General features: G+C 75.1%; 5 protein-coding genes. All 5 read left to right on the top strand.

The window, feature by feature from the left end; translation table 11 throughout:
• Window positions 1-1,116 (top strand): DUF7847 domain-containing protein (locus C1I98_RS34620; RefSeq protein ID WP_306461939.1); only part of this gene is annotated, 1,116 nt, incomplete at its 5' end.
• Complete coding sequence (locus tag C1I98_RS34615; protein WP_233508433.1) at window positions 1,113-1,766, top strand: DUF4129 domain-containing protein; 654 nt, start codon at window positions 1,113-1,115, stop codon at window positions 1,764-1,766. The genes C1I98_RS34620 and C1I98_RS34615, both read left to right, overlap by 4 nt.
• On the top strand, window positions 1,763-2,962 hold the full coding sequence (locus C1I98_RS34610; protein WP_111171536.1) for a DUF4350 domain-containing protein: 1,200 nt from the start codon (window positions 1,763-1,765) through the stop codon (window positions 2,960-2,962). The genes C1I98_RS34615 and C1I98_RS34610 overlap by 4 nt, the downstream gene beginning before the upstream one ends.
• On the top strand, window positions 2,959-3,924 hold the full coding sequence (locus tag C1I98_RS34605) for an AAA family ATPase (RefSeq protein ID WP_111171535.1): 966 nt from the start codon (window positions 2,959-2,961) through the stop codon (window positions 3,922-3,924). Before C1I98_RS34610 ends, C1I98_RS34605 begins: the two co-directional genes overlap by 4 nt.
• A 25-nt stretch (window positions 3,925-3,949) precedes the next feature.
• Window positions 3,950-5,259, top strand: a 1,310-nt coding sequence (locus C1I98_RS34600) for a DUF58 domain-containing protein (RefSeq protein ID WP_111171534.1), incomplete at its 3' end; no start/stop codon positions are given.

The following is a 5,259-nucleotide window of genomic DNA, read 5'->3' as shown; positions in this document are numbered from 1 at the left end:
GGCCCCGGCATGCCGGGCCCGCCTCCCGGTCACGGCGCTCCGCCGTACCCTCCGGGCCCCCACGGCTACCAGCAGCCCTACGCGCCCCGGCCAGGGATCATCCCGCTGCGCCCGCTCGGCCTCGGCGAGATCCTGGACGGCACGATCAAGCTGGTCCGCTCCAACCCCAAGGCGGTGCTGGGCCTGTCGGCGATCGCCGCAGCGCTCGGCAGCATCCCGGCGGCCATCGGCCAGGCGTACTTCGCCCGCGGCCTCGAAGCGGCGCTGAACGCGGGCACGGCGGCGCCGACGGACGACATCCTCGGCCAGTACGGCGCGACCCTGCTCTCCACGCTCGTCTCGTTCATCGTGACCGCCGTGCTCACCGGCATCCTGACACGCATCCTCGGCCGCGCGGTCTTCGGCGGGAAGATCACGGCGGGTGAGGCGTGGCGGTCGGTCCGCCCGCGGGTGCCCGCGCTGTTCGGCATGATCATTCTTTCCGGCCTGATCATGCTCGCGCCGCTGGCCCTTGTCGTGCCGCTACTGATGGGGATGGCCGCGGGGACCGGCGACTACGGGACGTTCATGCTGGCCACGCTGGTCTTCATACTGCTGTTCATCGTGTGGGCGTTCTTCATCTACGCGCGTCTCGCGTTCGCCGCGCCGGCGGTCGTGCTCGAACGACGCGGCCCGATCGACTCCATGCGGCGCTCGTGGCGGCTGGTCAGCGGCGGGTTTTGGCGGGTGCTCGGCATCCTGCTGCTCACGTACCTCATCGTGCTGATCATCAGCTATGTCCTGAACATCCCCTTCGCCATCATCGGCACCATCGTCGGCGCCACCGGCGCGGGGACGACCGGATCGATCGCCCTCGCCGCCCTGCTCTTCGCCATCGGCGGCACGGTCGCCGCGATGATCTCCTATCCGATCCAGGCGGGCGTCGCCGGACTCCTGTACGCCGACCGGCGGATGCGCACCGAGGCGTTCGACCTGGTGCTCCAGACGGCGGCCATCGAACAGCAGCGGCAGGGCCAGGTGCCCGGCTCGGCGGACGACCTGTGGCTCCCCGGCTACGGACAGGACGGGCACGGGAACGGGCCCGCGGGCAGGCCGCATCCCTACGGCCGGCCGTGAGCCCCATCGACATCGCCCGCGAGGAGGCCGCCGAGCGCGCGGCGCGCGAGCTGGTCTCCGGCGATTACCAGCGCGAGCCGTTCATCGACATGATCGTGCGGCACGTCCGGCAGTTCCTCGGCGACCTGGCCGACTCGCTGGGCGGCGACGGCGACACCGTCCCGCTGTCCGCGATCGGCCTGGCACTGGTGCTGGCCGCGCTGGTCGGGCTGCTGGTCTGGAGTTCCAGGCGGGCGACGCGGGCGCGGGCCGCCGCGGCCCCGGAGGGCATCTTCGGCGAGCGGGTGCTGACCGCGGCCGAGCACCGCGCGGCGGCCGAACGGCACGCGGCCGACGGTCGCCACGCCGAGGCCGTACGCGAGCGCCTGCGGGCCATCGCCAGGGACCTTGAGGAGCGGGCGGTGCTCGACCCACGGCCCGGCCGTACGGCGGCCGAGCTGGCGGAGGAGGCCGGGCGCGCGCTGCCCGGCTTCACCGCCGGCCTGCGCGCCGCCGCCCGCGCCTTCGACGACGTGACCTACGGGCAGCTCCCCGGCACCCCTGAGGGCTACGCCGGTCTGCGCGACCTCGACGAACGCATCAGGAAGGCCAGGCCCGCGCGGGTCGCGGCGATGGCCCCGGCCGCAGGTTCACCGGAGCCGCCCCGGTGACCGGCACGCCCACCACGTCCCCGGCCCGCCCGCCGGCACCGGAGTCCACCCACCTGGCTCCCGGCGCCCGCGTTCTGTGGCGACGCTGGCGCGGCGTGCTGGTCGTGGCGCTGCTGATCACCATGACCGCCTCGATCGCGCTGCTGATCTCGGGAGGGGCCCGTCAGGGCAGCGAACTCGACCCCGACGACACCACCCTGACCGGCGCCAAGGGGCTGGCCGAGCTGCTGCGCGAGGCGGGCGTCGAAGTGGTACGGGTCTCCAACGCGACCGCCGCCGCGGCCGTCGCCGGCGACGACTCCCTGCTCCTGGTGCCGCACACGGTCAGGCTGCCCCCCGAGCAGTTCGAGATGCTGGCGGCGCTGCCGTCCGACCGGCTGCTGGTCGCCCCCGCCGCCGCCACCCGGGCCGCGCTGGCCCCGGGAGTGAAGTGGACCGCCGAGGCACAAACCCGCTCCCGCGAACCACACTGCGCGCTGCCCGCCGCGACCAGGGCGGGCACCGCCCACACCGGCGGCTTCGCGATGACCGCGCCCTCCGGCGCGACCGGCTGCTATCCCGCCGCCGACGGGCCCACGCTCGTCTCCTACACCTCCGGCGAACGCACGATCACGGTCGTCGGCGACGGCGGGTTCATGACCAACCTGCGGCTCGGCGAGGACGGCAACGCCGCGCTCGCGATGAACCTGGCCGGATCGCGCGGCACCCTCATCTGGATGGTCCCGCCCGACGACCCCGGCGAACTGGGCGCGCTCGTGTGGCCGGGCAGCAGGACCCTCTACGAGCTGGTGCCCGCCGGGGTCTACTGGGCGCTGCTGCAACTGGTCATCGCGGTCGCGCTGGTGGCGGCCTGGCGGGCGCGCAGGATCGGCCCCGTGGTCGTCGAGCGGCTGCCCGTGGCGGTGCGGGCCGCCGAGACCGTGGAGGGCCGTGGGCGCCTCTACAGGGCCCGCAGGGCGCGTGACAGGGCGTCCGCCGCGCTGCGCGCGGGCACGCTGCACCGGCTGGTCCCCCGGCTCGGGCTCACCGCCGACTCGGGCCCCGAGGTCGTCGTGGCCACGCTGGCCGGGCGGACGGGGCAGGATTCCCATCGGGTGAGAAGCGCCCTGTTCGGGCCGCCGCCCGCCGACGACGGGGGGCTCGTCGCACTCGCCGCATACCTGGACACCCTGGAGAGGCAGGTTCGAGATTCGTGAGCACACCAGACACCGCCGCGGAAGGCGCGCTGGCGGCGCTCGCCGCGCTGCGCGCGGAGGTGGCCAAGGCCGTGGTCGGCCAGGACGCGGTGGTCACCGGCCTGGTCATCGCGCTGCTCTGCCGGGGGCACGTACTCCTCGAAGGCGTGCCGGGGGTGGCCAAGACGCTGCTGGTACGCGCGCTGTCGGCGACGCTGTCGCTCGACTTCAAGCGCGTGCAGTTCACCCCCGACCTGATGCCGGGCGACGTCACGGGCTCGCTGATCTACGACGCGCGCACGGCCGCCTTCGAGTTCCGCCGGGGGCCGGTGTTCACCAACCTGCTGCTCGCCGACGAGATCAACCGCACCCCGCCGAAGACGCAGGCCGCCCTGCTTGAGGCGATGGAGGAACGGCAGGTCAGCGTGGACGGCCAAGGGCTGGCGCTGCCCGACCCCTTCGTGGTGTGCGCGACCCAGAACCCGGTGGAGTACGAGGGCACCTACCAGCTTCCCGAAGCCCAGCTCGACCGGTTCCTGCTCAAACTGACCGTGCCGCTGCCGCCCCGCGACCAGGAGATCGCGGTGCTGGAGCGCCACGCGCGGGGCTTCGATCCGCGTGACCTGAGCGACGTCAAGCAGGTCGCGTCGGCCGCGGACCTGGCGGCCGGACGCGCGGCGGTGTCCCAGGTGCACGTCGCGCCGGAAATCCTCGCTTACGTGGTGGACCTGGCCCGGGCCACCCGCCAGTCCCCCTCGCTCCAGCTCGGCGTCTCACCGCGCGGCGCGACCGCCCTGCTCTCGGCCGCGCGGGCCTGGGCCTGGTTGTCCGGCCGCGCGTACGTCACGCCCGACGACGTCAAGGCGCTGGCCCGGCCCGCGCTGCGGCACCGCGTCCAGCTCCGTCCGGAGGCCGAACTGGAGGGCGCCACCGCCGACGGCCTGCTCGACGGCATTCTCGCCTCGGTCCCCGTACCGCGATGAGCACTCCGCCCGAGGGGGGCACGCCGTGGCGCTGACCGGGCGGGCCGGGCTGCTCGCCGTACTGCTGGCGGTGGTCGTCCTGGTCGCGCCCCGCCCCGCGCTCGCCCTGGCCGGGGGGCTCTTGCTGCTGGCCGGGCTCGTGCTCGCCGATCTGGCGCTGGCCGGGGCGGTACGCCCGCTGCGGTTCCGCCGCGAGGGCGACCACCTGGTGCGGCTGGGCCAGACCGCCCGCGTGGACCTCATCGTGGACAACCCGGGCCGCAGGCGGGTACGCGGGGTGCTGCGCGACGCCTGGCCGCCGTCGGCCGGGGCCACGCCCAGGCACCTGCCGCTGGACGTCCCCGGCGGCGAATCCCGGCGGCTCACGCTGACCCTGTCGCCGACCCGGCGTGGCGACCGGGAGGCGGTGAAGGTCACCGTACGCGCGCTCGGGCCCCTGGGGGTCGCGGCCCGGCAGGGGTCGCACCTGGTCCCGTGGACGGTCCGGGTGCTGCCGCCGTTCCTCAGCCGCAAGCACCTGCCCGCGCGACTGGCCCGGCTGCGCGAGCTGGAGGGCGTCCACCCCGCGCTGGTGCGCGGGCAGGGCACCGAGTTCGACTCGCTGCGCGAGTACGTCGTGGGCGACGACGTACGCTCGATCGACTGGCGGGCCACCGCGCGCCGGCACGACGTCGTGGTCCGCACCTGGCGGCCGGAGCGCGACCGCAGGGTGCTGATCGTGCTCGACACCGGCCGCACCTCCGCGGGGCGCGTGGGCGCCGCTCCCGTCCCGCTGGCCGGCGCGGTCGCGCGTACCGGTGACGCCGTCCAGGGGGATCTCGTCCCGCCGGGGTGGCCGCGGCTGGACTGGTCCATGGACGCCGCCCTGCTGCTGGCCGCGCTCGCCGCCCGCGCGGGCGACCGGGTCGACTTCCTGGCCTACGACCGCGCGGTGCGGGCGTGGGTGTCCGGCGCCGGGCGTACCGAGCTACTGTCCGCGCTGGTCAACGTGATGGCCCCGATCGAGGCCGAGCTGGTGGAGGCCGACGCGGCGGGCATGGTCGCTGCGGTGCTGGCCCGCGCCAAGCGCCGCTGCCTGGTCGTGGTGCTGACCGACCTCAACTCCGCGTCGCTGGAAGAGGGCCTGCTACCGGTACTGCCCCGGCTCTCCTCCCGCCACCTGGTCCTCCTCGCCGCCGTCTCCGACCCGCGGGTGGCGGCCATGGCGGCGAGCCGCGGTACGGCCGAGCAGGTCTACGACGCCGCCGCGGCCGAACACCTGACCGGCGACCGCCGCGCCATCACCGCCCGCCTCCGCCACCACGGCGTCGAGGTCGTCGACGCACCCCCCGACGA

The sequence above is a fragment of the Spongiactinospora gelatinilytica genome, assembly GCF_003236385.1.
GTDB classification, from domain to species: Bacteria; Actinomycetota; Actinomycetes; order Streptosporangiales; family Streptosporangiaceae; genus Spongiactinospora; species Spongiactinospora gelatinilytica.
This window is presented reverse-complemented; position numbering and strand designations above follow the sequence as displayed.